Origin of the sequence: Flavobacterium sp. PS2, from assembly GCF_046250155.1 — a bacterium.
In the GTDB taxonomy this organism is placed as follows: Bacteria; Bacteroidota; Bacteroidia; order Flavobacteriales; family Flavobacteriaceae; genus Flavobacterium.
Genome location: NZ_CP176426.1, coordinates 3,150,021 through 3,175,543, shown reverse-complemented (window position 1 = coordinate 3,175,543; position 25,523 = coordinate 3,150,021). Strand labels below are relative to the sequence as shown.

The window sequence follows — 25,523 nt, the reverse complement described above, 5'->3', positions numbered from 1 at the left end:
CTTTAAATTAAGTTTCTAATATCACTTATAGTTTGAAATTTAAATATAAATGCAAAAAAAATATAAACTATTGCTCCCACTATACTACTTATAATAAGTCGGGAAATATCATTATAATCAGTTAAACTATTATTAACAATAAAAATCACTAGTCCCATACAAATTGAAATAATAAAAATTGGCATTATATCTAATAATTGTTGCCTCATAGTATAATCAATTATAGAACCTGCATAATAGGTATTAATAAAAAGTGCTATTATTGACGCAATAACAGATCCTATTAACAAAGCTTTAAAACCGAATAAAACAGAAACAATTATTATAAATATTAGGATTATTTTTTTTATTATTTCTAATCTTAAAAACAAATCACTTCTGCCTTTAACCTGGAGTATCATCAAATTGTAAAGATGTAAAGGATACAAAATCCCAGAAAGGGAAATAATCTGAAAAATAGGGACAACAGGTAGCCATTTTTCAGTAAATAAAAAAGTAACAAGCTCATTTCCTAACAATGCCATTAATACAATTATAGGAGTTATAATAAAAAGAACCATCAGCATAATCTTTTTATAGACTACTCTTAAAGCAGGTATATCATCTTGCACTTTTGCAAAAAGAGGAAAAACGACTTTATTCAGTGCTGCAGAAATATTACCAACAGGTAACATCATCAAGGAATTAGCTCTAGTATAATACCCTACTGTTATAGGGTTATAAATCCTACCTATAATTATTTGATAAATATTTGTAAAAACAGTATCTAAAAGTGACGAGATCGTCATTTTATATCCAAAATGGAAATGCAATTTAAATCTATCAATATCAAAAATAAATTCTGGATACCAATCGGACGAAAACCACAAAAAGATTGATGTTAATAAATTTGTCAAAAGCATTGAATACACTAAAGACCAAACTCCAAAATCATTATATGCAAGAAAAACGCCTAACAAACTTCCAATTAGTAATGCGGGGGATGTGATAATAGCCTGCTTCTTAAATTTCATTTCTTTTGTCAAAATAGTATTTTGAACGGTTCCAAAAGCTAGAAAAACAAAAGAAAGCCCATATACTCTCGCTATATCCGTTAGTATAGGTTGTCTGTAAAATAACGCTATATAAGGGGCCGAAAGAAAAAATAAAAGATATATCAATAAACTAACTCCTAAATTAAAAAAAAAAACAGTCGAATAGTCCCTCGAATCTATTTTTGAAACCCTAATTAACGAACTTGTCATTCCTCCTTCAAATAATGCTGTTCCTATACCAATAAATACTGTTAACATTCCTATCAATCCAAATTCTGAAGGCAAAAGAATTCTTGCCAAAATAATTTGAACCAAAAATGTAATCAACTGAGTCGAAAATTGTTGCAAAAACGACCAAATAAAACCTCGTAAGGCCTGCTTTTTTAAAGACATATATATAGTGAAAGTATGCTTATTACATTTATGTTATAAAATAAACAATAGAATTTTATCTATTTATTTTATTTAGAATTCAAGAAGACAGGCTATACGCCTCAACAGCAATCTAGTATCCAAAATCTTAAAAATTAACTAATACTAAATATCTAGTTCTCTTAATAATTTTCTAAATATCAATACTAGTACTACTGAAAAACCTGCTAGAAAGCCTCCTATTATTAATCCTTTAATCTTACCAAAATGTGTTTTAGGTAAGGGTAAAATTGGTCTGTCAATTATCTGAATCAAAGGGGTTTCTTTTCGTAAAGTAACTTTTGCGAGTTCTGACTGTTTAACTAATTCAGTCAATATAACAGTATTAGCCTGCACATCTACCTGCCTACGAACAGAAGGTGCGCGACGTACATTTAGAGCTGGATTCAAATTAAACGTATTATCATTCGCAACAGCGACACCAGTAATAGCTCCATTGAGTTCTGCTCGAATTGAATCGGTTTGCTTTTGCAAAATTGCCATATTCATTCTCGCCTTTTTACTCTTTGTATTTACATAAAAATCAGACACTTCTTTTGCTAAAGCTTCACAAAAAAACTTCGCAAATAACTCATTTCCAGAAGACATATCAATAGTAGTAATAGCGATTTTTTTGTCTCTTTGCCCAACAACTAATCCTCCATTAGACAATCTTTGATAAATTGATCCTAAAACACTATCATGAACTCGTGTAAAGTATTTACGATTTGCATTTGGTAAAAACTGAATGTTTGCCAATTTAGGCTTATCTTCCCAACCTTTTCTTAATTTATTAATCTCAATGTGCATTTCAGCTAAAGAAATTATTCTTCCTTGATAATTAACCGGAGTTAGCAATGTTTGTTCAACCATTGATCGAGATTTAAATAACTCTGTTAAATTTGACCCTGTAAAAATATTACCTCCACTTCCACCTAAATCTAATCCTAGTGAACCTGCCAAACCTAATGCACCACCTAAACCACTTCCAGATTTTTCATCTTCTAAAGCAAATGATAACGTTGCGGTATAAACTGGTTTTTTCATAAAAGAATATGTCAATCCTAAAACTGCACCTATTATCCCTGCAAATACAATAATTTTCCATTGTGATAACAAATAATTATACCATTCCTTTATTTTTCCTAATAATTCTTTTAATGAAATTTCATTGTTTTCAATAGGTATATTATCCATCCTTAAAATTTATTTTTATTTAAAAGCAGTTAATATCAATAAAGCTAAACTCGAGACTACACTACCTATTCCAACCCACTCACCAGGAGTCATCTTTTTTGTTATTGGTTTTTCTGGAACAACAATTTGTGAATCTGGTGTCACTTCAGGATATGATCTAAAGAATAAAAAAGAACTCGTTACAGCAGCTTTTCCATTTGGGTAAATTATATAGGCTTTTTTCTTCCATCCCATATTATCAACTCCTCCCACAGCATTTAAATAGTATTTAAAGTTTTTCCCTCTTCTATATGGAATTTCTGAAGTCAACAATACATTACCAGTTACTTTTACCCCCTCATTATAAGTTGCAACTTCAATTTCATCACCAGGAAATAAAGTCACATTTGAATAATGATTTTTATCTTTTACAATTTTATCCCAATCCACAGGTATGGTCGCATATTTTAATTCTTCTTTTAATCTCTTAGCTAATTTTTTCTCTCTTAAAGTATCTTCTTTTGTTAAATTTAAATCGATACTTTTTAATTTTTCTAGTTGCTCTTCTTTAATTGGTCTTTTAATTTTCATCCCATCCAAATTAGCAATTGACGTTAATCCTCCTGCTCGCATGACCACATTGTAAACCGTTTCTTTTTTATTAGCTAAAACATACTTACCTGGATATGATACAGCACCACTAATTTTAACCATTTCTGGCTTTTCATAAACTGCCATTCTTCGTACATTAATAACATCAAAAGGCATTAATGCAAAGTTTTTTATCTGCTCATTGTTTCCTTCATTTATTTCAAGTTCAAATACGTTAACTCGTTTGGGATCTGTGTCGTTTATTGCATCCGACTTTATCATTCTTGCAACTTCAACTCGTTTTGATGCAGAACCAGTTAATCCACCAACTTGAACAACCAAATCATTCAGAGTTAAATTTTCGTAATATTCATATTCACCAGGATTTTTAACTTCCCCATCAATCGTAATTTTATATTCTTCTCTAAAATCCAAAATAGAGTATACTGTTACAATATCTTCTCTTTTCAAAAGTATATCAGCATTCAAATCTCCGGATAAAACATTTGCTAAATCAACATTAACAATCTCTGTTGTCAAATCAGGTTTTAAACGAATAATTCGTGCTCGCTTTGTATAAGCATCTTCTTTTAAACCTTCTGCTCTTGTTATCAATTCAGACACACGCATTCCTTCTGTAAAAGAATAGAAATCTGGTCTAAAAACAGCTCCTTCAATTTGAATACGATTTGCAAATCGATTTAGAATTTTTGCAACTTTAACCACATCTCCTGACTGTGGTTGATATATATTAAATTCACTTTCATTTACATCATGAACCTTAAATTCTTTCCCTGTCTTTTGCAATATATTTACTGATGCTGTATACGCAAATTCATTAAATCCTGAAGCGAATGATAATAAATCAGTAAATATTTCGCCTTTTTTCATTTCAAAAATCCCTGGGCGCTTTACTTCACCTTCAACTGTAACTCTCTGACTATAAGCTGGAATTCGAATCACATCATTTTCTTTTAAGCTTACATTATCAGATTGATCACCTTTTACTAGAAATTTATAAATGTCTATATTCCTAAAAATTTTGCTATTACGAATCAATTCAATGTTTCTATAACTTCCATTCTTACCAGGTCCTCCAGCAAGATGTAGCGCATTATAAACAGTTGCCAAAGAAGAAACAGAATAATTACCTGGTTGTTTCCCTCCAACAATTGTTACCTTAATGGTACGTATCTGTGCTAGACTCACACTTACTTGTGATTGGCCGGAACGAACCGTACTATAAACTTTTGCTATTGCAGCTTTTATTTTTTGAGTAGCAGCTTCAATTGTCATTCCTGAAACAGCAATTTGTCCAACATACTGAATAGTAATTTTCCCTTCAACGCTCACTGGAATATTGTCATCAAATTCCTGAACTCCATAAACACTAATCTGTAATTCATCACCAGGGCCAAGAATATAATTCATTGGTGTTGCTAATTTCAAATCAGGTTCAAAATTCAGAGTTGGATTATCAAATAACTCAGAACCAAAAATTAAAGCATTAATAGAATCTTTTATCTTATTATTGTTAATCTCTTGTTGTTTTCTTCCAAACTCAGATTTTTTATTCTTGTCTTTTGAATCCTTCCCATTTAATTCGTCGTTCGAATCCTTATCATTTGAATTCTTTTTTTTAGGATTCTTCCTAGAAAGTTCTTCCAATCTTGTTTTTAACTTTGAAAACTCAGATTTACTCATCCCTTTGGATAAAATCGCTTCCTCAGCATCATCTATAGTAAGGTCTTTAGCATCTAATTGATTTTTAATTTTATTAATATCACTATCGGATAAATAATCAACCTTAACAGTACTTAGGTCTTTGGACTGAAGTATATCTTGAGCAGACATATTTAATGACATAAAAAAAGTAAATAATAATACTAGTACTGCCGTTATCTTTTTCATAGTTAATTTTAATATAGAATTTATTTAACAAGTCCCTAATTCTATATTCTGAATTAGAAATTTGCCATCATTAAGAATATTGTTTTTTGTAATAATCTTTATAAGTTCCAGAAGTAACATTTTGCAACCACTCTTCATTATTCAGATACCAATTTATAGTTCTTTCTAATCCTTCTTCAAAAGTAACAGAAGGTTTCCAACCTAACTCTTTATTAATTTTTGAAGCATCGATTGCATAACGTAAATCATGTCCCGGTCTATCTTTTACGTAAGTGATTAATTTATCAGAAGTCCCTTTATCCTTTCCTAATTTCTCGTCCATAATTTGGCACAATAATTTCACCAAATCAATATTCTTCCATTCATTAAAACCTCCTATATTGTAGGTTTCATGATTTTTTCCTTCATGAAATACTAAATCAATCGCAATAGCATGATCCTCTACAAATAACCAATCACGTGTATAGTTACCATCTCCATAAACTGGCAATGGCTTATTATTGATAATATTATTAATAAAAAGAGGAATTAATTTTTCAGGAAAATGATACGATCCATAATTATTAGAACAATTTGTTAAAACATAAGGCAAACCGTAAGTTTCTCCATAAGCTCTTACAAAATGGTCCGAACTGGCTTTTGAAGCTGAGTAAGGGGAATTAGGATCATACGAAGTTTTCTCTGTAAATAACCCTTCTGCTCCAAGTGATCCATATACCTCATCAGTGCTAATATGATAAAACCTCTTACCTTCTTGATTATTCTTCCATTGGTTTTTAGCTGCATTTAATAAATTCATTGTACCAATAACATTTGTTTTTACAAACGCTAATGGTTCTTCTATTGAACGATCAACATGAGATTCTGCTGCTAAATGCAGAATCCCTTCAAAATCATTTTCAGAAAAAAGTTCGTTTATAAAAAATTCATCAACTATATCTCCTTTAATAAAAGTATAATTTGATTGATCTTCAATATCTTTTATATTTTCTAAATTACCTGCATAGGTTAGTGCATCTAAATTGAAAATATGATACTCCGGATATTTAGTCACAAAACGCCTTACCACATGTGACCCAATAAATCCTGCACCTCCAGTTATTAGTATTTTTTTCATTTTATTTTATTAATTCAGTAACTCTGATTTTTGTTTTTCTAATTCACTGTATAGATCTTTTACATCTTGTGAATTTTCTTTTTGCAAAATTAAATTAGCAGTATCAGTATATACAAAAATAGTATTTTTTAATCCCAAAAATGTAGTATGCTTATCTGAACCTATAACCATATTTCCACCCTTATCTACAAAATGCCCTTTAGTAATTAAGTAATCATAAACAGACTCAAAAGAACCTAAATCAGACCATCCAAAAGCAGCAGGTACAACTTTTATTTTCTTACTCCGTTCCATAACAGCATAATCAATACTTATGGAAGGAATATCAAGTGATAGAGCTAAATCTAAATTTCCATTTTTATTAAGTTCCCAAGCTTTTTTAGAATTTTCATATACTTCTGGTTGATATGCTTTTAATTCTTCTAATAGGACACCCGCTTTAAAACAGAACATCCCACTATTCCATAAAAAATTCCCTTGTGCAATAAAACTTTTTGCAGTCACACTATTAGGCTTCTCTCGAAATGAAATAACATCATCACCTTTTGATTCTATATAACCATAACCAGTTTCTGGTTTTGTCGGAACAATTCCAAAAGTTACGATGTATCCTTCTTTTGCTTTACTAATAGCTTTTTTTATTGCATGTTCATATTCTTCCATTTCATCAATAATGTGATCAGATGGCGTTATAATTAGAACATCATCAGATTGCGAAGCAAATGCTGCAAAAGCAATTGCAGCAGCTGTATTTCTTGGAGTTGATTCAACTATGTTTATGTAAGGTTTCCCTAATTTAATCATTACTTTTTCACTCAAATGACAGTTATCTACATTTCCAACTACCATCACTTTATCAGCTAAATTTGCATTTCGCTCTACTGTCATTTCAAACAATGATTTTCCTTCGAAAATTTCTAAATATTGCTTAGGCATACTTTTACGAGAAAGTGGCCACAATCTGCTACCAACTCCTCCCGTTAAAACAACATGTATAATTGAGTTCTTTATATTCATAATCTATTTTTCGCTAATAAAACAAGTGGTTAACTCTTAATTTTATAGTCTATTATCTGCCACATCTCCTAGTACACCTTTTACATCATACAATAAACTATTAGTTTTTTGTAATTCTGAAAAATTTAAATTTAAAAAATCTGTATGTGCTACTCCTAAGACAACAGCATCAAACTTTTCATTAGGAATTGTATTTGTTATATCTAATTTATATTCTTTATGTACTTCTTCTAAACTTGCTAATGGATCAAATATTGTAATTGCAATACCATATTCTTTCAGAGCCTGAATTAAATCAACAATTTTTGTATTGCGTACATCAGGACAATTCTCCTTAAATGTAATTCCAAGCATTAAAAGATTAGCTCCATTTACATAAATTCCTTTTTTAAGCATTAACTTCACTACTTGCGAAGCAATGTATTCTCCCATACTATCATTTAAACGTCGTCCAGCTAAAATAATTTCAGGATGATATCCAAACTCCTGAGCTCTTTGCGCCAAATAATAAGGATCTACACCTATACAATGACCTCCAACTAATCCGGGCTTAAATGGCAGAAAATTCCATTTTGTTCCTGCAGCTTTTAAAACAGCTTGGGTATCAATTTGCATCAAATTGAATATTTTGGCTAATTCATTTACAAATGCGATATTAATATCTCTTTGTGAATTTTCAATCACCTTTGCCGCTTCAGCTACTTTGATTGTTGGTGCTAAATGTGTTCCTGCTGTAATAACAGTTTTATACAAGTCATCGACTCTCTTTCCTATTTCTGGAGTTGAACCCGATGTTACTTTTAATATTTTTTCGACAGTATGTTCTTTATCTCCAGGATTAATTCGTTCTGGCGAATATCCTGCATAAAAATCAACATTATAGATTAATCCCGATATTCTTTCTAAAACTGGAACGCATTCCTCTTCTGTTACTCCTGGATAAACAGTAGATTCATAAATAACGATATCTCCTTTTTTTAGGACAGAACCAACTGTTTCACTTGATTTGTATAAAGGTGTTAAATCTGGTCTATTATTTTTATCAACTGGAGTAGGAACTGTTACTATATAATAATTACAGTCCTTTATATCTTCAATATTAGAAGTACAATACAAGCCAATAGTATCACCAACTTTATCAAGCAATACTTTCTGTAATGTCTCATCATCAACTTCTAATGTTGTGTCAGTACCAGATTGTAAAGAAGCAATTCTGGACTGATTGATATCGAAACCAACAACCGGATATTTTGTAGAAAATAACCTAGCCAATGGCAAACCAACATAACCTAAGCCTATAACTGCTATTTTTATGTTTTTCTCCATTATTACTAGTCTTTTTTAGTTATTTTAATCATTTATTTACACAGCTTCGCTTATCCAAGTCACATTTTGACTTCGATAAGCGAACATACAATTTCGGCAAATATACCATAATAAGGCTATTAATTCAATATCAAAAACCATGGAAAAATCAAAAAATATATCATTCAACATAAAAAAAACACAACCAACTAAAAATCAACACTAAAAAAACAGCTAATAAAAGTATTAAACATAAAAAAATCACTAATTTTAGTGATTCTTTTTTATCATAAACTCTTACAAGTAACCTATGTTCATCTTGTTAATTTATTTATATTTTATCTTTAACACACAGCCTAATGATTCCAAAACCAAAATATAATGAGTATTCGATATTTCTTGAACAATTGCATCCTGATTACTAAAAACTCCAGAATCTAACTTTATTTTATCCCCTATTTTAAATGGAACTAATGAAACTTCACTAATGATTGGAGAACTCAAACTATTTTTAATAACATTTATTTCTTCATCTCTTACAATTGCTGGCTTTCCTAACCAAAACAAATAACGAATTACCCCAGGTGTTTGAAACACTAAATTTCTATCCAAATCTTTTAATTGAACAAAAACATAAGAATTAAACAAAGGGACTTCTATCTTTTTTTTCCTATCTGACCATTGTCGAATTTGAGTAATTAATGGACAATAACACGTTATCCCAATTTTATTTAATTGGTCCGCTACTTTTTTTTCCCATTTGGGCTTCGTATAAACTACGTACCAATTCATTATTATCTACTTATTATGAAATTCACTTATAAACATTAATGCAGTAATTCTCAATTAACCACAATCAAGATTTCAAGAACCAATTCCTAAATATACGAATCCTATTTTCTCTAATTCTTCTCTATTTAATATATTTCTCCCGTCAAAAACGAAAGCTGGTTTTTGCATAGAGTCATATATTTTTTCCCAATCATAACCTACAAACTCATCCCATTCTGTTAGCACGGCAATTGCATGAGCTCCTAAGCAAGCATCATAAGCATTATCAAAAGTCGCAACCATTTTAGCATTTTCATCTAAACTTCTAGTCTCTAAATAATTTAAATCATTCAGCATTTTTACTCTGGAAACTTTAGGATCATAAACCGCAATCTTAGCTTGTTCATTTATTAAATCATCTGCTACATAAATTGCAGCTGACTCACGAGTGTCGTTAGTGTCTTTCTTAAAGGCCCAACCTAAAAATGCTATTTTTTTCCCTGAAACAGTATTATATAATGTCTGAACTATTTTATTAGAAAATCTTCTTTTCTGGTGGTCATTCATAATAATTACCTGTTCCCAATAATCAGCTACTTCATGTAATCCATATGTCTTAGCAATATAAACTAAATTTAGGATATCTTTTTGAAAACATGACCCTCCGAATCCAACTGAAGCTTTAAGAAATTTAGAACCAATTCTGGTATCCATACCAATTGCTCTAGCTACCTCGTTTACATCTGCCCCAGTTTTCTCACACAATTCAGACATTGCATTAATTGATGATATTCTTTGAGCTAAAAATGCATTTGCAGTCAACTTTGACAATTCTGATGACCATACATTTGTAGTAAGTATTTTATCTGATGCTACCCAATTAGAATACACCTCTACCAAAGCATCTATGGCTATTTTACCATCTGGTGTAGTATCACCACCAATTAAGATTCTATCTGGATTTAATAAATCTGTTACTGCTGTTCCTTCTGCTAAAAATTCTGGATTTGATAGTATTTGAAACTGAACTCCATTTCCTGTATTATCCAAAATACTCTTGATTGCCTCTGCAGTTCGCACAGGTAATGTCGATTTTTCGACTACAATCTTATTATCTTTTGCAATTTTTGCAATTTGTCTTGCGCATAACTCGATATACTTTAAATCTGCTGCCATACCTTTTCCTTTTCCATAGGTTTTAGTAGGCGTATTTACAGATATGAAAATAATTTGAGCTTCGTCTATAGCTTTTTCAACATTAGTAGAAAAGAATAAGTTTCGCCCTCTAGCTTCTGCTACAATTTTATCAAGACCTGGTTCATAAATCGGAATGTTATTAGTATCCTCATCATTCCATGCATTGATTCTTTCTTCATTTAAATCAACTACTGTAACTTGTATATGCGGACATTTTTGCGCTATAACTGCCATTGTTGGCCCTCCAACATAACCCGCACCAATACAACAAATCTTTGTGATTTTCATCTAATTAAATTTATAAATGTTTTATTTTATATTTTTCATTCTATATTAAAGAATGTTATTATTTCAAATTATTCCAATACCAACTTACAGCTTCTTTCAAGCCTTCTTGCAATGAATATTCAGGATTATAATCCAGTAGTCTTTTCGCCTTTTCAATACTTGCCAAAGAATGCGGAATGTCCCCTGATCTATTAGGTCCATATGTTATTTCTACTGAAGCAATTTTAGGCTCATACTCAGACAAATATTTTTTCAAATAGCCTACTAGGTCATTTAATGTATTTCTATCACCATATGCCGTATTATAAACTGTATTTATAGCCTCTGGATTCTTTGTTGCAATTGCCAAAGCATTCATCTGAATCACATTATCAATATAAGTAAAATCTCTTGAGAAATTTCCATCTCCGTTAATCAAAGGACTTTCTAAAGCCATTAATTGCATGACAAATTTAGGAATCACAGCAGCATATGCTCCTTTCGGATCTTGCTTTCTCCCAAAAACATTAAAGTAACGCAATCCAATAGTTTCTAAGCCATACGTTCGACTGAAAATTTCAGCATACAATTCATTTACATATTTTGTAATTGCATAAGGCGATAATGGTTTCCCTATAACATCTTCTACCTTTGGCAATCCTTCAGAATCTCCATAAGTAGATGAACTTGCAGCATATACAAACCTTTTCACTTTAGCATCACGTGAAGCCACTAGCATATTTAAAAATCCAGAAACATTAACATCATTAGTTGTTATCGGATCATTTATCGACCTCGGAACTGAACCTAAAGCAGCTTCATGCAAAACATAGTCAACTCCTTGCACTGCTGCCAAACAATCAGCGATGTTACGAATATCTCCTTCTATCAATTTAAAATTAAGATTAGAAATAAAATCTTTTAAATTATGTCGATGTCCTGTCGAAAAATTATCTAAACAAACAACTCTATGTCCTTGCCCTAAAAAATACTCGCAAAGATTTGAACCAATAAACCCAGCTCCTCCTGTAATTAATATCGTGTTTTGTGATTCCATAATTAATACTTTAAAGTTACTCGATATTATTTTTTATTCAATTTATTGAAAATAGCTCGCAAAAAACTTGGCTTTTCAGACTCTTCATGATATCCGTTAGAATAATTACCATATCCATAAGTTGTTCCGTATTTGGCTTTATTCTCAAAACCATTCAAAACTATACTCGCATTTGTTAGCTCACCCCTTTTAACTCTGTTATTCAACAACGTAATCATATCCTTTTTGGTATAATTTTGCCTTACAATATATAAGGTTACATCACTATATTGTGCCAATTCCAAAGAATCGGAAACAAGACCAACTGGAGGTGTATCTAAGATTATATAATCATATTTTTTCTTCAACTCATCAATAAACTCTTTCATCGTTTCTCCCAAAATCAATTCTGAAGGATTTGGAGGAATTGGTCCTGAAAGGATAACATCTAAATATGGAATTTTAGTCGCATTCGTGATTTCAGCTAAGCTTTTTTTCTTAATCAAATAATTCACTACTCCAACTTCATTAGTCAAATTAAATTCTTCTGCCAATCTTGGCTTTCTTAAATCTAAACCAACAATAACTGTTCTTTTTTCGCTCAAGGCAAAAACTGTAGCAATATTAATAGAACAAAATGTTTTTCCTTCACCACTTACTGATGAAGTGATCATTAATGTTTTTGCCCCATCAACTTGTTGTTTTTTATATAAAAATTGCAAGGAAGAACGTATTGCTCTAAACGATTCCGATAATGCCGATTTAGGCCTGTCGAATACCGCTAAACTTGAAGATTCGCCACTTACACCGATTACTCCTATTAACGGAATCTGTGTTTGTTTACTAACATCTTCTATATTCTGGATTGAATTATTAATAAAGAAAAGTGCCAAAATCACTACTAGTGGAATTAACAACCCTAAGAATAATGCCAGAACATAATTAACAGATGTTTTAGGCCCTATCAATCCTCCTCCAACATCTTTGGCAGGATCTATAAAATGAATATCTGATAGATTAGCCGCTTTTACAATATCCGCTTCGCTTCTTTTTTGAAGAAATGTGCTATAAATATTATCGCTTAAATCATACTTTCTTTTAATCTTCAACAACTCTTGCTGCTCTTCTGGTAATTTTTTAATTGTACTTTCGGTCTGACCAATTTTACTATTTACCATTCCCAAATCATACTGTAATGAAGCTTTTGCTGAAGCAATATTTTCTAACAAAACATTTTTAACAGCCATCATTTGATTGTCAAAATCTTTAAAAATCTTATCACTTTTTACTGCATAAGCCATTTCTGATCTTTGCGTAGAAAGCGAAATTAATTTAGAAACATTTACAACAATATTTGGATCTTCAATTCCTGCAACAGATGGCGCCGGCAATTTAGAATAATCAACACTATTTTTTAAATATGCTTTTAATGAATTATAATAAGCTACTTTACGGGTAATTTCATCTCTTTCGATATCAAAATCCATAATTTTGTCCGAAAACTTAGCTCCTCCTTCTTCTATATTATAAACATTTTTGCCCTTTCTAAATGACTTTAACTCATCCCCTGTTTCCTTTAACTGAGTTTCCATTGCCACAAGTGTACTGTCAATAAAACTAATCGTATTTGTAGCAAACTGATTCTTACTGTCAAGTTGGATTTTCATTAACATTTTTACGGTAGAATTTAAATACTCTACCATTCTTGCTTTATTAGTACCTTGCATTCCTAAAGTAAGTATAGAACCACCTCTTTCGTCTGATTGTACATTAACTCCTCTATATCTCGCTACAGTTCCATCAAAATCATTAAATCTTATAAAATATTCTTTCCCTTTATAAAAACCTGGGTTATCATTAATTTGCAATTTCCAATTCAAAAAAGGCAACGAGACTTGCTCACCAACTTTATACTTCTTTACAAATTCTCCAATTTCTACTGCTGTATTACTACGTGAATTATTGGTGTAAGTAATTAATGAAACTGAATTACCCTCAAAAGGAATTCTGATTTCGTATTCATTGTCACTTAAAAACTTAACACTAATTAATGAACCAGCAAGTTGTCCTTTAGATTTATCGATAGCTATATAAAAAGGAACTGCTCCGTAAGCATCTACCAAATTATATTCTCCTTGTTCTAAATAGTCTATATAATATTGTAGTTTATCTACAACTAGCTCGTTATGGGATCTTGATTGCAACACTGTAGTTGTGCTACTCATTTGATCTGAAGTTCCTCCCCAATTAAAAACTAAACTTGTGTTTGAGGTAAAAAAAGGATTATTTTCTTCTTTTATGGAAATCAAAGTTTCCATTCCATAAATTTTTTCTTTACGAATATTTACTTGATAAGCAATTGCAAAAGCAATAATCAAACTCACTAAAAACCATTTCCAGTACCCTCCGATTTTTAATAAAAATCCTTTCAAATCAAAACTTGATTGATTATCAAAAATCGAAAAATCTTTTATATCTAACATTTTATTAGTAGGTTTTTAAAGTTTTAAAAGTAAAAATGTAGTTGTTGCCAAAGATATTATCGTAATTATTGTTCCTATAGACTCAATTCCTGTTTTACCTGTTCCCCAAGTTTTTTGTTTGAGTGGTTTTACATATATATAGTCATTTGGCTGTAAATAGTAGTAAGGAGATTTCATTACGTTAAGATCCGTAAGATCTATATCATGCATTTCTACTCCTGTAGGAGATTGACGAATAATGGTAACTGCTTTTCTATTTCCTGTAATTGTAATATCGCCAGAGTTAGCAATAGCTTCCATTACATTTACATGTTGCTGAAAAAGTGTTTTGGTACCTGGGGATCCCACTTCTCCATTTATTGTATATCTAAAACCAGCAAGTTTTACTGTAACAAAAATATTCGCTTCAGATTTAAAATGCTCGTCTAATAATTGCTTCTCGATTTTAATACGCACTTCTTCAAGTGTATATCCCATAACATTTATTTCTCCCAGAATTGGCATTCTAATATTCCCATGGTCATCTACCGTAAAACCATCAAAATACAGACCTGCCTCTGAACGCACAGAAGTTTGTCCGCTTGCTTTTTCTGTAGTATTAAAAATTGCTACTAATTTAGGATCAATAGCTTTTATATCAATGCTTAAAACATCATTTGTTTGTAACCGATATGGTTTTGATTCTACAGCGGCAATATTACTTTCTGTTCCAGTTGCTCCTTTATCTTGTAAATAAACTAAGTCATTTAATGGTATGCAAGATGTAAAAAGTGCTCCAATAAGCAGCAACAGATAAAAAGAGTTTTTGTTCATTTGTAGAATTTTAACAGCAAATATAGCTTTTCATTTACTATTTAGAAAATATCGATTTTGATTAAAGAATCATTAATGATTTTTGAAGGTTTTTTCGAACGGAACTCTTTGTAATATACTTCGTCCAAGGGTAACTTCGTCTGCATATTCTAGTTCATCTCCCACTGCAATTCCTCTTGCAATTGTAGAAATTATAATATCGACATCGGCAATTTGTTTGTAGATATAAAAATTGGTAGTATCTCCTTCCATAGTCGAGCTTAAAGCAAATATAATTTCGGCTACTCCGCCAAGTTTTACTTTTTCGACTAAACTCGTTATATTCAACTGACTTGGCCCAACTCCTTCTATAGGCGAAATTTTCCCTCCTAAAACATGATAAATCCCTTTATATTGTCCCGTATTTTCTATTGCCATTACATCGCGAATATCTTCGACTATACAAATAGTTTGATGATTCCTGGATGTATTGGCACAAATTTCGCAAACTGCAACATCGGAAATATTATGACAGCTTTCGCAAAATTTAATATCGGCACGCATTGTTGTAAGTGCTTCGGCCAAAAATCCGGTTTGCTCTTTGGGTTGTTTTAATAAATGTAAAACCAATCGCAAAGCCGTACGCTTACCAATACCTGGTAATTGCGACATTTCGTTGACTGCTTTTTCTATTAATTTTGAAGAAAATTCCATGAGGGCAAAAATAGTAAATTTGCGGGTTTACCCGACTTGTGTTTATAAAAATCAGAAGTTTTAAATGCTTTAAATATTCCTTTTTAAAACTAATCGTGACTATTGTTTATTTCGGGTCTAGCCCAGATAAAAGCGACATCCTTTTTCTGGCTTTTTCTGCCAGAAAAAGATATAGCGGATAGCTGGAAATAGCTCCTAAAAACAATAATTTTTTATTTTATAGAACTAATATTGATTTGTAGTAAGTAAAACCAATGTACATGCAACTTCGGCTTTGATATTATTAAGTTCTAACAATTGATATAATTCTGGATTTTCGGTTCCTGGATTAAAAATCACTCGTTTAGGCTTAGCTTCTACAATGTAATTGTAATAATCACGCTGGCGCGCAGGATTTAAATATAAAGTAATTGTATCTATATTTTTAAGCGGAATCGCTTTTGTATAAATTTTCACTCCAGCAACTTCTCCAGTATTTTGACCAATAGCCAATACTGTGTGTCCTTTCTCTACTAATTTATTTATGGCTAAAAAAGCGTATCTATCAGGTTTTGTAGTTGCTCCAAGCACTACTGTTTTTTTATTTTTCATTGTCTTTATTGTATTCTACAAAAGTAATCAAAAAGGTTAAGCTCTTGGATGATTTAAAAAGTTTAGTTATTTTTCAATAAAAACAAGAATCTACTGATTAATCTATAATCATATCTTTTAAAAAGACTATTTTTACAATACTAAACAAGACTTTATGGATCTATTTATTTACTTATTTGCCGCTCTTTTCTCGGTACTAAACCCAATTGGAACTGTTCCAATCTTTGTAGGATTAACACAACATGACTCCAAAAAAGAGCGTTCCAGAATTTCTTTATGGACTGCGATAAACGTTTTCCTAATTTTAATTGTTTCTTTTTTTGTAGGTCAATATATGCTAACATTCTTCGGAATTAGCATTGATGCTCTTCGTATTGCCGGAGGAATTATAATTGTAAGTTCTGGTTTCTCACTACTTTCAGGTAAATTCAATAAGAAAAGAGGTATAAATAAAAAGATAGAAACAGATGCTCAACAAAGAAATGACATTGCTCTTACCCCATTAGCAATCCCAATGCTTGCGGGCCCTGGCTCAATTTCTTTATTAATTGCTTTTTATCAGGAACATCATCAAACGATGGAAATTATAATAGGATCACTCGCAATCTTAGCTATTGCTATTGTAATTTTTATTATTCTTAGAAGCGCACATTACCTGGCTAAAATTCTTGGAGCTTCTGGGATTGTTGCTATTTCTAGAATTGTTGGTTTTATTGTAATTGCTATCGGAATACAATATATAGTAAGTGCTATTATCAATATAATAAAAGGAAATTTGATGTAAAATTAAATTGCTTAAAAATAAGAAAGGGGATAAATACTGAATTTATCCCCTTTTTTGTATAATCATATTTTAGCTTATGCTCTTGGCAAAAACACTTCTGCCATCATACATCTTGCACTTCCTCCACCACAAGCTTCGATAGTATCTAAACTTGAGCTTAAAATTTCTGCATGATTTTCTAGTTGCGAAATTTGTTTTGGCGTTAAGCTTTGATGCGCTGAAGCACTCATTACAATATATTTCTTATCATTTGCTCCACGAACTTCAAGCATATTTCCTGCGAAATTATTCACTTGAGCTTCTGTAATTAAGATAACTTCTTTTTTATCGGCTTTTAGATTTTCAAGAACCATTTTTCGTTCTTTTTTATCATCGATACAATCAGCACAGATCACTGCAAATGTTTCTCCTAAGCACATCATAACATTGGTATGATAAATTAGCTTTCGTTCTCCATTAACAGTTTGAAATGCTTCAAAAATTACTGGTGCACAATCGAAATCTTCGCAGAATTCTATAAACAGTTCTTCATCTGCTCTTGGTGACAAGGCGCAATATGCTTTTCCATTTGCTCTATCTAAAAGTAAACTTCCTGTTCCTTCTAGGAAGAAACCATCTTCTTCTGCCGATGTATAATCAACTATATTATTTATTTCGAATCCTTTTTCTTCTAGAGTATCTAAGATATCTTCACGACGTTCCTGACGACGATTCTCTGCAAACATAGGATACAATGCTACATCTCCATTTTCATGAAAAGAAACCCAGTTGTTTGGGAATATACTATCTGGCGTATCTGGATTTAGAGTATCTTCTACAACGGTTACATCTACTCCAACTGCTCTTAACTTCTCAACAAAAGCATCAAACTCTTGTTGCGCTTTGGCATTTACTGTAGCTGGCAAAAGTCCGTCTAACACTTTTTGATAATAATTATTTACTGCCGTTTGTTCATTCATACGGAATGCCACTGGGCGAATCATTACTATTGCGTTTGTAGTTTGTTTCATTTTTTTGATATTAAATTAATCTCGAATTAAAGGCAATGTCGAACATCTCAATAACCCTTCTTGTTTGGCTATTTCGGCATATGGAATTTCTTCTACAACAAACCCATTACTTCTTAACCAATTATTTAATCTAGTAAAGTTCTTCTCTGACACAACAACATTTGTATCTATCGAAAAAACATTCGAGTTCATATAATACATTTCTTCTCTCTCGATATGAAATAAGTTTTCTTTCCCGAAAAGATTCACTAAATATCTATAATCTGCCTCTTCACGAAATCCTCTTCTATAAATAATCCCTTTATCTTTCCCTACTGGTTGAAAACAGCAATCTAGGTGCAAAGCATTATCACGCGCTTCGATTTTAGATTTAACCAAATCAAACTCTTTAACTATTTTATTAGGAAACAAATTTCTGATAAACTCAACTCCTTGCATATTTGTTCTTGCAGTAATATAATCTTTATAGTCACTTCCTTTATAAGTCCCTATAAATATATGATTATTCCAGAGCATAACATCTCCCCCTTCTATATGCACTTCTTCTGGCGGGCGAACTACTTTATTAGGATCCATCTGATCTATTACATACTGAATCGCATCTAACTCACGTTCTCTATCAGGTAAAATATTCGATTTTACAAAAATATCATCTATTACGAAACCAATATCTCTAGTAAAAATCTGGTTGTAATTTTCAATCATTTCTGGACGAAAAACTGTCACATTGTATTTTTGAAGTACTGCATTAAAAGCATCCATTTCGGCAACCATATCAGACTCTACTGGATATGTTCCTGCCTTAATATGCTCCAATGATTTCGGGTCATACGCTTCCTCAATAGTTGGCGTAGGTCCGTTATGAACTGCAGATCCCAAAACTACTGCCCGTAATCTTGATGTTTCGTTCTTTACATTTAATTGTAACATATTCTATTATTTGATTTCGACAAAGATAAAAAAAAGCTTCACAGTTAAGTGAAGCTTTAAATTGAATTTTATTTATTCGATTTGAATTCTCTTAAAGGATGACCTGTATATATTTGTCTAGGTCGACCGATTGGTTCTTTATTTTCACGCATTTCTTTCCATTGCGCGATCCAACCTGGTAATCTTCCGATAGCAAACATAACAGTAAACATATCTGTAGGAATTCCTAATGCTCTGTAAATGATTCCTGAGTAAAAATCTACGTTAGGATATAAGCTTCTTGATTTAAAGTATTCATCTTCAAGAGCAGCTGCTTCAAGTTTTTTAGCTATAGATAAAATTGGATCATCAACACCCAATGTATTTAAAACTTCATCTGCTGCTTTCTTAATAATTCTAGCTCTTGGATCAAAGTTTTTATAAACTCTATGACCAAATCCCATTAAACGGAAAGGGTCATTTTTATCTTTAGCTTTCGCCATGAATTTATCTGTATCTCCACCATCTTTATTAATTTCTTCCAGCATCTCAAGAACAGCTTGATTTGCACCTCCGTGAAGTGGTCCCCAAAGTGCAGAAACTCCTGCAGAGATTGAAGCAAATAAACCAGCGTGAGAAGAACCTACCATTCTTACTGTAGATGTAGAACAGTTTTGCTCATGATCTCCGTGTAAGATGAATAATTTATCTAATGCGTTAACAACAATTGGATTTGCTGCATAAGGTCCTGTAGGCAATTTAAACATTAATTGCATAAAGTTCTCTACATACCCTATTGTATTATCATAGTAATTTAATGGGTAACCCATTGTTTTTCTATAAGTCCATGTAGCAATAACAAGAAACTTAGCTATCGTTTTACAAATAGCTTCATACATTTCTTTTTCATTTTCTACATTCACAGCTTTTGGATTAAAAGCTGTTAAAGCACTTGTCAAAGCAGACAAAACACCCATAGGATGAGCAGTTTTTGGAAAACCGTCAATGATATTTTTCATTTCTTCGTTTACCAAAGTATGCTTTTTAATATCAGCATCAAATTGTGCTAATTGTTGAGTTGTTGGTAACTCACCAAAAATTAAAAGATAAGATACTTCAGGAAAACTTGCTTGCTCAGCTAAATCTTCAATTGAGTATCCTCTGTAACGCAAAATTCCTAATTCTCCGTCTAAGAAAGTAATCTCACTTGTACAAGAACCTGAATTTTTATATCCTGGATCAAGTGTAATGAAACCAGTTAAATCACGTAATTTGTTAATATCGACAGCAGATTCATTTTCGCTTCCAGTTATAACAGGAAGTTCTATCTTCTTACCATCTACTTCTAGGGTAGCTATTTTTGACATAATATAATCGGAAATAAATCTTTTAAATAATAATTTATCAAATCTAAGGAATTTAAGACTAACTAAAAAAGGAATCTTGCTATGAATTTGTTAAAACTCAAAAAAAAAGCCATTCGTTTTTACGAATGGCTCAAAGTAATATATAATCTTACAATTATTTTATTTTGAAAGCTTTTAATCCAGGGAAATAAGCAGTAGTACCTAATTCTTCTTCAATTCTTAACAACTGATTGTATTTAGCCATACGATCAGAACGAGAAGCTGAACCTGTTTTAATTTGACCACAGTTTAATGCAACTGCTAAATCAGCAATTGTGTTATCTTCTGTTTCTCCAGAACGGTGAGACATTACTGAAGTATAACCTGCATTTTTAGCCATATTAACAGCAGCAATAGTTTCTGTTAAAGTACCAATTTGGTTTACTTTAATAAGAATAGAATTTGCAATTCCTTTTTCGATTCCTGTAGATAAACGTTCAACATTAGTTACAAACAAATCATCACCTACTAATTGTACTTTATGTCCAATTTTTTCAGTAAGCAATTTCCATCCGTCCCAGTCATTTTCATCCATACCATCTTCGATAGATATAATTGGGTATTTAGCTACTAATTCAGCTAAATAATCAACTTGCTCAGCAGAAGTTCTTACTTTACCAGTTTCTCCTTCAAATTTAGAGTAATCGTATTTACCATTTACATAAAATTCAGCAGCAGCACAGTCTAGAGCAATCATAATTTCGTCACCGAAAGTATATCCTGCATTTTCAACCGCTTTTTTAATAGTATCCAAAGCATCTTCTGTTCCACCTGGTAAATTTGGAGCAAAACCTCCTTCGTCACCAACAGCAGTACTTAATCCTCTGTCATGTAATACTTTTTTCAAGCTATGGAAAATTTCAGTCCCCATTTGCATAGAGTGTGAAAATGAAGTTGCTTTTACAGGAAAAATCATAAATTCTTGAAAAGCAATCGGAGCATCAGAGTGCGAACCTCCGTTGATGATATTCATCATTGGAACTGGCAACGTATTTGCAGAAACTCCTCCTACATATCTATACAAAGGCAATCCTAATTCATTAGCAGCAGCTTTTGCCGCTGCAAGAGAAACACCTAAAATAGCATTTGCCCCTAATTTAGATTTATTTGGAGTTCCATCTAAATCAATCATTGTTTGATCAATTACATTTTGTTCAAAGACAGAAATACCAATTAACTCTTCAGCAATAATAGTATTTACATTTTTCACTGCATTCAAAACTCCTTTACCTAGAAAAGCTTTTCCACCATCACGTAACTCAACCGCTTCATGCTCTCCAGTAGAAGCTCCAGAAGGAACTGCCGCTCTTCCTAAAACTCCGTTTTCTGTAACTACATCAACTTCAATAGTAGGATTACCTCTAGAATCAAAAATTTGTCTTGCGTGAATTTTTATTATAATACTCATTATTTCTATTTTTTATTATTAAATTATAAATATTTTTCGAAATTATAAAAATATTTGACACTAATTAAGTTCCTTAGTAATAAAATACTTTTAGTTATTAACTCAATCGTTTTAGTTTAATTCCCTTTTATATTCTCAATAAATTGATCGAATAAATAAGATGAATCATGAGGGCCAGGACTAGCTTCTGGGTGATATTGTACAGAGAAACAGTTTTTGTTTTTCATACGCATACCAGCAACAGTCTCGTCATTAAGATGCAAATGAGTAATCTCTAAATCTGGATGATTATCAAGTTGTTCTTTATTAACAGCAAAACCATGATTTTGAGACGTAATCTCACCTTTCCCTGTAATGATATTTTTAACCGGGTGGTTTATTCCACGATGTCCATTAAACATCTTATAAGTAGAAACTCCATTTGCTAAAGCAATAACTTGGTGCCCTAAACAAATACCAAATAATGGTTTATCATTTGCTAGTATATCTTTTGCAACTTCTATTGCCCCAAATAAAGGATCTGGATCACCAGGACCATTTGACAAGAAGTACCCATCTGGGTTAAATGCAGATAAATCTTTAAAAGTAGAGTCGTATGGAAAAACCTTAATATAACAATCTCTTTTAGCAAGATTACGCAAGATATTCTTTTTAATTCCTAAATCTAAAGCAGAAATTTTATAAGTAGCATTTTCATCTCCATAAAAATAAGGCTCTTTTGTCGAAACTTTAGAGGCTAATTCCAAACCTTCCATATTCGGAACATTTGCCAAAGCTATTTTTAAATCTTCTATCGAAGTTCCATCTGTACATATAACAGCATTCATTGCTCCGTTATCTCTTATATAACTCACCAATGCTCTTGTATCAACATCAGAGATACAAATAAGGTTTTCTTTTATAAAATAAGACTCCAAACTCTCTGAAGCATCTTCGCGAGAATAATTGAAGCTAAAATTTTTACAAACCAATCCCGAAATTTTAATGCTGTCTGATTCTATTTCAGGATCATTTACACCATAATTTCCAATATGTGCATTGGTTGCAACCATAATCTGACCAAAATAAGAAGGATCGGTAAAAATCTCCTGATATCCTGTCATTCCAGTATTAAAGCAAACTTCACCAAAAGTAGTACCACTAATTCCGATTGATTTTCCGTGAAAAATTGTTCCGTCACTTAGTAAAAGAATGGCGCTTTGTCGTGTTGTGTATTTCATTTGTAATTAGATATTTTGCAAATTTAATTTTTTAAAAGAGCGAGTGCAAGGTTTTTTAAAAAATTCATCTCTAAAAATAAAACCTCAAGAAGCTAAAGTGTTAGATTCTTGCATTTTTAGATTAGAAAAAACAAAAAAAAAGGATAAACTAGTAACTAGTTTATCCTTAATTCTTATTGAATGATTATTTTCATAATTATTCAGAAGCTTCAGTTGTCGTTTCTGTATCAGCAGCAGGAGCTTCAGAAGTCTCTTCAGCTTTCTTTGCTTTTCCACCACGACGGCTTTTAGCTTTTTTAACTTCTTTTTTACCTCCATTGTAAAGTTCATTGAAATCTACAAGTTCGATCATCGCCATATCAGCGTTATCTCCCAAACGATTTCCAACTTTAATGATACGAGTGTATCCACCTGGACGGTCTCCTACTTTAGCAGCTACATCTCTGAACAAGTCAGTTACAGCATATTTGCTACGTAAGTATGCAAAAACAATACGACGGTTGTGAGTCGTATCTTCTTTTGATTTTGTGATTAAAGGCTCAACGAATTGTTTAAGCGCTTTAGCTTTAGCAACAGTAGTGTTAATACGTTTGTGCTCAATAAGAGAACAAGCCATATTAGCCAACATAGCTTTTCTATGTCCAGTCTGTCTGCTTAAGTGATTGAATTTTTTTCCGTGTCTCATTGCTATGTTAAATTTAACTCGCCAAAGCGAATTAGATTATTCTTTATCTAGTTTGTATTTAGCTAAATCCATTCCGAAAGTTAAATTCTTAACTGCAACAAGTTCATCAAGTTCAGTTAAAGATTTTTTACCAAAATTACGGAATTTCATTAGGTCATTTTTATTGAACGATACTAAATCACCAAGTGTATCAACTTCAGCCGCTTTCAAGCAATTTAATGCTCTCACAGATAAATCCATATCAACAAGCTTAGTTTTAAGCAATTGTCTCATATGTAATGACTCTTCATCATACGATTCTGTTTGTGCAATTTCGTCAGCCTCGAGTGTAATCCTTTCGTCAGAGAATAACATGAAGTGGTGAATTAAAACTTTAGCAGCTTCAGTAAGAGCATCTTTAGGATTAATAGATCCGTCAGTTTTAATTTCAAAAACTAATTTCTCATAATCGGTCTTTTGCTCAACACGGAAGTTTTCAATTGCATATTTTACATTTTTTACCGGAGTAAAAATTGAGTCTGTAAAAATAGTTCCAATTGCAGCGTTCTGTTTTTTGTTCTCCTCAGCAGGAACATATCCTCTACCTTTTTCGATAGTTAAATCGAAATTCAGTTTAATTTTACTATCTAAATTACAGATAACAAGGTCTGGATTCAGTACTTGAAAACCTGAAATAAATTTTTGAAAATCACCTGCTGTTAATTGATCTTTACCAGAAACAGAAATAGTAACTGCTTCATTATCGATATCTTCAATTTGACGTTTGAAACGAACTTGTTTAAGATTAAGGATAATTTCGGTAACATCTTCAACAACACCTGAGATAGTAGAAAACTCATGATCTACACCTTCAATGCGAACAGATGTAATTGCATAACCTTCTAATGCTGAAAGCAAAACTCTTCTAAGTGCATTACCAACAGTCAATCCATAACCAGGTTCTAAAGGTCTAAATTCGAATTTACCTTCAAAATCGGTTGAATCGATCATGATAACTTTATCGGGCTTTTGAAAATTAAATATTGCCATAAATTTCGACTAAGTCAATTATTATTTGTTGTACAACTCTACGATTAATTGTTCTTTAATGTTTTCTGGAATTTGAAGTCTCGCAGGTACAGAAACAAAAGTTCCTTCTTTAAGATCATTGTTCCAAGTAATCCATTCATAAACATGACTTGAATTTGATAAAGAACGTTCGATAGCTTCTAAAGATTTAGATTTTTCACGAACAGCAACTTTATCACCAGGCTTAAGGTGGTAAGAAGGAATATTAACAACTTCACCATTTACAGTAACGTGTCTGTGAGATACAATCTGACGTGCACCTCTTCTAGAAGGAGCGATACCCATTCTAAAAACAACATTATCTAATCTTGCTTCACATAATTGTAATAAAACTTCACCAGTAACTCCTTTAGTAGCTGATGCTTTTTCGAATAAATTTCTGAATTGTTTTTCTAAAATTCCGTAAGAATATTTAGCTTTTTGCTTTTCCATTAACTGAACAGCATACTCAGATTTTTTTCCTCTTTTTTTAGCCATCCCGTGTTGTCCAGGTGGGTAATTTCTTTTTTCGAAAGACTTATCATCTCCGAAGATTGCTTCGCCAAATTTACGAGCGATTCTTGTACTAGGACCAGTATATCTTGCCATTTTAAATTGTTTAAGATTGAGATTATGAATTC

General features: G+C 31.8%; 22 protein-coding genes. 1 reads left to right on the top strand and 21 read right to left on the bottom strand.

What is annotated here, in order from left to right; all coding sequences use genetic code 11:
- Positions 1-2: 2 nt before the first annotated feature.
- The 13 genes from ACJ6WR_RS13785 to ACJ6WR_RS13725 all read right to left on the bottom strand — a co-directional run bounded on the left by ACJ6WR_RS13785 (position 3) and on the right by ACJ6WR_RS13725 (position 16,413).
- On the bottom strand, positions 3-1,427 hold the full coding sequence (locus ACJ6WR_RS13785) for a lipopolysaccharide biosynthesis protein (protein WP_039111716.1): 1,425 nt from the start codon (positions 1,425-1,427) through the stop codon (positions 3-5).
- A gap of 144 nt (positions 1,428-1,571) precedes the next feature.
- On the bottom strand, positions 1,572-2,642 hold the full coding sequence (locus ACJ6WR_RS13780) for a Wzz/FepE/Etk N-terminal domain-containing protein (RefSeq protein WP_409415520.1): 1,071 nt from the start codon (positions 2,640-2,642) through the stop codon (positions 1,572-1,574).
- 15 nt (positions 2,643-2,657) lie between these two features.
- Positions 2,658-5,123, bottom strand: a complete 2,466-nt coding sequence (locus tag ACJ6WR_RS13775) for an SLBB domain-containing protein (protein WP_409415519.1) — start codon at positions 5,121-5,123, stop codon at positions 2,658-2,660.
- Between the two features lie 70 nt (positions 5,124-5,193).
- Positions 5,194-6,240: a dTDP-glucose 4,6-dehydratase gene (gene rfbB, locus ACJ6WR_RS13770; RefSeq protein ID WP_409415518.1), complete on the bottom strand. Its 1,047-nt coding sequence runs from the start codon at positions 6,238-6,240 to the stop codon at positions 5,194-5,196.
- Between the two features lie 9 nt (positions 6,241-6,249).
- Positions 6,250-7,257: a mannose-1-phosphate guanylyltransferase gene (locus ACJ6WR_RS13765; protein ID WP_039117283.1), complete on the bottom strand. Its 1,008-nt coding sequence runs from the start codon at positions 7,255-7,257 to the stop codon at positions 6,250-6,252.
- A gap of 42 nt (positions 7,258-7,299) precedes the next feature.
- Positions 7,300-8,583 (bottom strand): nucleotide sugar dehydrogenase, encoded by a 1,284-nt coding sequence (locus tag ACJ6WR_RS13760; RefSeq protein WP_409415517.1) that lies wholly within the window; start codon positions 8,581-8,583, stop codon positions 7,300-7,302.
- A 306-nt stretch (positions 8,584-8,889) separates the two neighbouring features.
- Positions 8,890-9,354, bottom strand: coding sequence for a UpxY family transcription antiterminator (locus ACJ6WR_RS13755; RefSeq protein ID WP_039111721.1), 465 nt, complete (start codon positions 9,352-9,354; stop codon positions 8,890-8,892).
- Positions 9,355-9,426: 72 nt separating this feature from the next.
- Positions 9,427-10,818, bottom strand: a complete 1,392-nt coding sequence (locus ACJ6WR_RS13750; RefSeq protein ID WP_039111722.1) for a UDP-glucose 6-dehydrogenase — start codon at positions 10,816-10,818, stop codon at positions 9,427-9,429.
- A 58-nt stretch (positions 10,819-10,876) separates the two neighbouring features.
- A complete protein-coding gene (locus ACJ6WR_RS13745; protein ID WP_039111723.1) occupies positions 10,877-11,854 on the bottom strand; it encodes an SDR family oxidoreductase in 978 nt (325 codons plus the stop codon).
- A gap of 26 nt (positions 11,855-11,880) precedes the next feature.
- Positions 11,881-14,316: an exopolysaccharide transport family protein gene (locus ACJ6WR_RS13740; RefSeq protein WP_039111724.1), complete on the bottom strand. Its 2,436-nt coding sequence runs from the start codon at positions 14,314-14,316 to the stop codon at positions 11,881-11,883.
- A gap of 15 nt (positions 14,317-14,331) precedes the next feature.
- Complete coding sequence (locus ACJ6WR_RS13735; RefSeq protein WP_039111725.1) at positions 14,332-15,129, bottom strand: polysaccharide biosynthesis/export family protein; 798 nt, start codon at positions 15,127-15,129, stop codon at positions 14,332-14,334.
- A gap of 72 nt (positions 15,130-15,201) precedes the next feature.
- Positions 15,202-15,822, bottom strand: a complete 621-nt coding sequence (recR, locus tag ACJ6WR_RS13730) for a recombination mediator RecR (RefSeq protein WP_039111726.1) — start codon at positions 15,820-15,822, stop codon at positions 15,202-15,204.
- Positions 15,823-16,047: 225 nt separating this feature from the next.
- Entirely contained in the window at positions 16,048-16,413 is a 366-nt protein-coding gene (locus ACJ6WR_RS13725; RefSeq protein WP_039111727.1) for a CoA-binding protein, read from the bottom strand.
- Positions 16,414-16,567: 154 nt separating this feature from the next.
- Between ACJ6WR_RS13725 and ACJ6WR_RS13720 the strand changes: the two genes are divergently transcribed.
- Positions 16,568-17,197, top strand: a complete 630-nt coding sequence (locus tag ACJ6WR_RS13720) for a MarC family NAAT transporter (RefSeq protein ID WP_039111728.1) — start codon at positions 16,568-16,570, stop codon at positions 17,195-17,197.
- A 74-nt stretch (positions 17,198-17,271) separates the two neighbouring features.
- Here the strand turns inward: ACJ6WR_RS13720 and ctlX are convergent, their stop codons facing one another.
- From ctlX to rpsD, 8 genes are all read right to left on the bottom strand, one after another.
- Complete coding sequence (gene ctlX / locus ACJ6WR_RS13715; protein WP_039111729.1) at positions 17,272-18,207, bottom strand: citrulline utilization hydrolase CtlX; 936 nt, start codon at positions 18,205-18,207, stop codon at positions 17,272-17,274.
- A gap of 15 nt (positions 18,208-18,222) precedes the next feature.
- Positions 18,223-19,137 carry a dimethylarginine dimethylaminohydrolase family protein gene (locus ACJ6WR_RS13710; protein WP_409415516.1) on the bottom strand — a complete coding sequence of 305 codons (915 nt, stop codon included), beginning with the start codon at positions 19,135-19,137 and terminating at the stop codon, positions 18,223-18,225.
- 68 nt (positions 19,138-19,205) lie between these two features.
- Complete coding sequence (locus ACJ6WR_RS13705; protein WP_039111731.1) at positions 19,206-20,483, bottom strand: citrate synthase; 1,278 nt, start codon at positions 20,481-20,483, stop codon at positions 19,206-19,208.
- Between the two features lie 154 nt (positions 20,484-20,637).
- Complete coding sequence (gene eno, locus ACJ6WR_RS13700; protein ID WP_039111732.1) at positions 20,638-21,930, bottom strand: phosphopyruvate hydratase; 1,293 nt, start codon at positions 21,928-21,930, stop codon at positions 20,638-20,640.
- Positions 21,931-22,046: 116 nt separating this feature from the next.
- A complete protein-coding gene (gene carA, locus ACJ6WR_RS13695) occupies positions 22,047-23,150 on the bottom strand; it encodes a glutamine-hydrolyzing carbamoyl-phosphate synthase small subunit (RefSeq protein WP_409415515.1) in 1,104 nt (367 codons plus the stop codon).
- Between the two features lie 196 nt (positions 23,151-23,346).
- Positions 23,347-23,835 carry a 50S ribosomal protein L17 gene (gene rplQ / locus ACJ6WR_RS13690; protein ID WP_035619618.1) on the bottom strand — a complete coding sequence of 163 codons (489 nt, stop codon included), beginning with the start codon at positions 23,833-23,835 and terminating at the stop codon, positions 23,347-23,349.
- Between the two features lie 36 nt (positions 23,836-23,871).
- Positions 23,872-24,864, bottom strand: a complete 993-nt coding sequence (locus ACJ6WR_RS13685) for a DNA-directed RNA polymerase subunit alpha (protein ID WP_026109818.1) — start codon at positions 24,862-24,864, stop codon at positions 23,872-23,874.
- A 21-nt stretch (positions 24,865-24,885) separates the two neighbouring features.
- Complete coding sequence (gene rpsD, locus ACJ6WR_RS13680) at positions 24,886-25,491, bottom strand: 30S ribosomal protein S4 (protein ID WP_035619621.1); 606 nt, start codon at positions 25,489-25,491, stop codon at positions 24,886-24,888.
- Positions 25,492-25,523 lie beyond the last annotated feature (32 nt).

What these genes read in the sequence shown, in the direction of transcription:
- ctlX (WP_039111729.1), bottom strand. Translation starts at nt 18,207, where the DNA reads ATGAAACAAACTACAAACGCAATAGTAATGATTCGCCCAGTGGCATTC.
- recR (WP_039111726.1), bottom strand. Translation starts at nt 15,822, where the DNA reads ATGGAATTTTCTTCAAAATTAATAGAAAAAGCAGTCAACGAAATGTCG.
- rfbB (WP_409415518.1), bottom strand. Translation starts at nt 6,240, where the DNA reads ATGAAAAAAATACTAATAACTGGAGGTGCAGGATTTATTGGGTCACAT.
- ACJ6WR_RS13710 (WP_409415516.1), bottom strand. Translation starts at nt 19,137, where the DNA reads ATGTTACAATTAAATGTAAAGAACGAAACATCAAGATTACGGGCAGTA.
- ACJ6WR_RS13755 (WP_039111721.1), bottom strand. Translation starts at nt 9,354, where the DNA reads ATGAATTGGTACGTAGTTTATACGAAGCCCAAATGGGAAAAAAAAGTA.
- ACJ6WR_RS13765 (WP_039117283.1), bottom strand. Translation starts at nt 7,257, where the DNA reads ATGAATATAAAGAACTCAATTATACATGTTGTTTTAACGGGAGGAGTT.
- ACJ6WR_RS13750 (WP_039111722.1), bottom strand. Translation starts at nt 10,818, where the DNA reads ATGAAAATCACAAAGATTTGTTGTATTGGTGCGGGTTATGTTGGAGGG.
- ACJ6WR_RS13740 (WP_039111724.1), bottom strand. Translation starts at nt 14,316, where the DNA reads ATGTTAGATATAAAAGATTTTTCGATTTTTGATAATCAATCAAGTTTT.
- ACJ6WR_RS13720 (WP_039111728.1), top strand. Translation starts at nt 16,568, where the DNA reads ATGGATCTATTTATTTACTTATTTGCCGCTCTTTTCTCGGTACTAAAC.
- ACJ6WR_RS13685 (WP_026109818.1), bottom strand. Translation starts at nt 24,864, where the DNA reads ATGGCAATATTTAATTTTCAAAAGCCCGATAAAGTTATCATGATCGAT.
- ACJ6WR_RS13735 (WP_039111725.1), bottom strand. Translation starts at nt 15,129, where the DNA reads ATGAACAAAAACTCTTTTTATCTGTTGCTGCTTATTGGAGCACTTTTT.
- eno (WP_039111732.1), bottom strand. Translation starts at nt 21,930, where the DNA reads ATGAGTATTATAATAAAAATTCACGCAAGACAAATTTTTGATTCTAGA.
- ACJ6WR_RS13775 (WP_409415519.1), bottom strand. Translation starts at nt 5,123, where the DNA reads ATGAAAAAGATAACGGCAGTACTAGTATTATTATTTACTTTTTTTATG.
- rpsD (WP_035619621.1), bottom strand. Translation starts at nt 25,491, where the DNA reads ATGGCAAGATATACTGGTCCTAGTACAAGAATCGCTCGTAAATTTGGC.
- ACJ6WR_RS13760 (WP_409415517.1), bottom strand. Translation starts at nt 8,583, where the DNA reads ATGGAGAAAAACATAAAAATAGCAGTTATAGGCTTAGGTTATGTTGGT.
- ACJ6WR_RS13785 (WP_039111716.1), bottom strand. Translation starts at nt 1,427, where the DNA reads ATGTCTTTAAAAAAGCAGGCCTTACGAGGTTTTATTTGGTCGTTTTTG.
- rplQ (WP_035619618.1), bottom strand. Translation starts at nt 23,835, where the DNA reads ATGAGACACGGAAAAAAATTCAATCACTTAAGCAGACAGACTGGACAT.
- ACJ6WR_RS13725 (WP_039111727.1), bottom strand. Translation starts at nt 16,413, where the DNA reads ATGAAAAATAAAAAAACAGTAGTGCTTGGAGCAACTACAAAACCTGAT.
- ACJ6WR_RS13745 (WP_039111723.1), bottom strand. Translation starts at nt 11,854, where the DNA reads ATGGAATCACAAAACACGATATTAATTACAGGAGGAGCTGGGTTTATT.
- carA (WP_409415515.1), bottom strand. Translation starts at nt 23,150, where the DNA reads ATGAAATACACAACACGACAAAGCGCCATTCTTTTACTAAGTGACGGA.
- ACJ6WR_RS13705 (WP_039111731.1), bottom strand. Translation starts at nt 20,483, where the DNA reads ATGTCAAAAATAGCTACCCTAGAAGTAGATGGTAAGAAGATAGAACTT.
- ACJ6WR_RS13780 (WP_409415520.1), bottom strand. Translation starts at nt 2,642, where the DNA reads ATGGATAATATACCTATTGAAAACAATGAAATTTCATTAAAAGAATTA.